General features: G+C 59.3%; 3 protein-coding genes. 2 read left to right on the top strand and 1 reads right to left on the bottom strand.

Translation table 11 applies throughout. The features are described from left to right. On the bottom strand, positions 1-394 hold a 394-nt coding region (locus tag JF66_RS21980; protein ID WP_197059493.1), incomplete at its 3' end, for a hypothetical protein. A gap of 62 nt (positions 395-456) precedes the next feature. Here JF66_RS21980 and JF66_RS19150 point away from each other — a divergent pair. Then, on the top strand, positions 457-1,095 hold the full coding sequence (locus JF66_RS19150) for a uracil-DNA glycosylase (RefSeq protein ID WP_231556513.1): 639 nt from the start codon (positions 457-459) through the stop codon (positions 1,093-1,095). A gap of 114 nt (positions 1,096-1,209) precedes the next feature. After that, on the top strand, positions 1,210-1,672 hold a 463-nt coding region (locus JF66_RS19145; RefSeq protein WP_035880472.1), incomplete at its 3' end, for a hypothetical protein.

Below are 1,672 nucleotides of genomic sequence, written 5' to 3'. Positions count from 1 at the left end.
ATGCGTTCAGACGCCGCCCCAACGGGTCGGAGCCGTCGCCCGGGGCTCGGGGGTTGTACCTCGTTCCCTGGAGGCCCGAAAAGTTGAGCGTGCTGATCTTCTTCTGATCCCACAGCTGTAGGTAGGCCGAGGACTTGACCTCGATGGTGATCTCGCCGAAGAGCAGATCGTATGGGTCCCATTCAATGCGTTGCAGGTGCTTGATTCCGAGCGCCGTACCCACGAGGTATTCGGCCAGATAGCCGCGGGCGTTGTTCATCCGTAGATCCCCGAGGGCGAACTGCCAAAAGTCTTTGACCCTGGTTTTCTTGAGTCCATTCAGGCCCGTGAATTTCATCTTGCTCTTGAGTGCCTTCACCACCGGCGGCACCAACCACTGAATCGGTTCTTCCACGATAAAAGCCTAAGTCTCAACGCCAGCCGGGTCCATAGCTCCCGCCTGGGTACGATCAGATTGTGTTTAGTAAAGAGCCCCGACGCCTGAAGTTCAAGACCGATGTCGACGAACGTCTGCGCATGCTGGAGACGGTCGTAAGCGCGCAGCCGCTGCGAGAATGGACGAAGGCGCTCGTTGCCCGGCGCGGAGCAACCAACCCGAACTTTCTCGTTCCGCATTTCGATCCGGCCGACACTGGCGTGGGTGCTCGGGTTCTGTTTCTTTTGGAGGCTCCGGGGCCTATGACCAATGCCACAAACCTTCGACCCGGATCCGGGTTCATCTCGGTCGACAACAACGACGGTACTGCCGCGAATATTTGGGCTTTGCGCAACGAAGCTGGACTGCACGAAGGCGCGCTTCACTGGAACATCGTTCCCTGGTATCTCGGCGTCGCGAGCCGCAAACCCACCGCCGCTGAACTCAGACAGGGCGGAACAGAGTTGCTCACTCTCTTGCCACTCCTCGGAGACCTGTGCGTAGTGGTGGTGTGTGGCCGAGTTGCCCAGCGCGGATGGAAGCGTCACGTGGCGCCGTTTGTAGGTGACCGGCTAACGGTTATCGAGACGTGGCATCCGTCTCCGCTGGCGATGAACCAGGCGGGCAAGCGCGAAGCGTTGAAGGCCGCAGTCGAGCGGGCGGCCGCGATCGCGCTGTAGAGGTACCGAACCCGCGAAGCTGGCATTCGTTACAGATAGAGGTGTCTCGATCTGAGTTCGCGGAGAGGCCGATTCTCTCCAATGCTCTTCGGCATCGTCTGACAGGATTTCAGAGTGACCAACTTTGACCTGAACAGATTGACCGTTGGGGAACTCCTGGACACGTACTCCGGGATCCTCGAAGAGCTGCTCGACCGCGGGCTCATCCGGACCAAGAATGCTCCGGTTGGTGATCTGGCCGAGTACGCGGCGTCTGTCGCGTACGCGGGAAAGCTGGAGAAGAACTCCGCGAAGTCGTACGACCTCCTGACGAGTGACGGCCGCCGGGTTCAAGTGAAGGTGCGAAACGTCGGCTTGAGCACGAGCCCATCACAGATCTTTTCCGCGATCCGATCCAATGGATACGACCTACTTCTGTTCATTCTCGTCACGGAGAACCGCGTGACCCTAGCCAAGGAATGGTCTCCGGCGGAGGTCGAAAAACACGGCAGGTTTAGTGCACACACGAATTCCGTCATCGTTACGGTCGGCAAAGTGTTGGCCGTCGGCAGGGACGTAACCCCGATGATCGGGGCAG

The sequence above is a fragment of the Cryobacterium sp. MLB-32 genome (assembly GCF_000738085.1).
Classification (GTDB): Bacteria; Actinomycetota; Actinomycetes; order Actinomycetales; family Microbacteriaceae; genus Cryobacterium.
The sequence above is the reverse complement of the archived record's forward strand: the minus strand, read 5'-3'. Positions and strand labels throughout refer to the sequence as shown.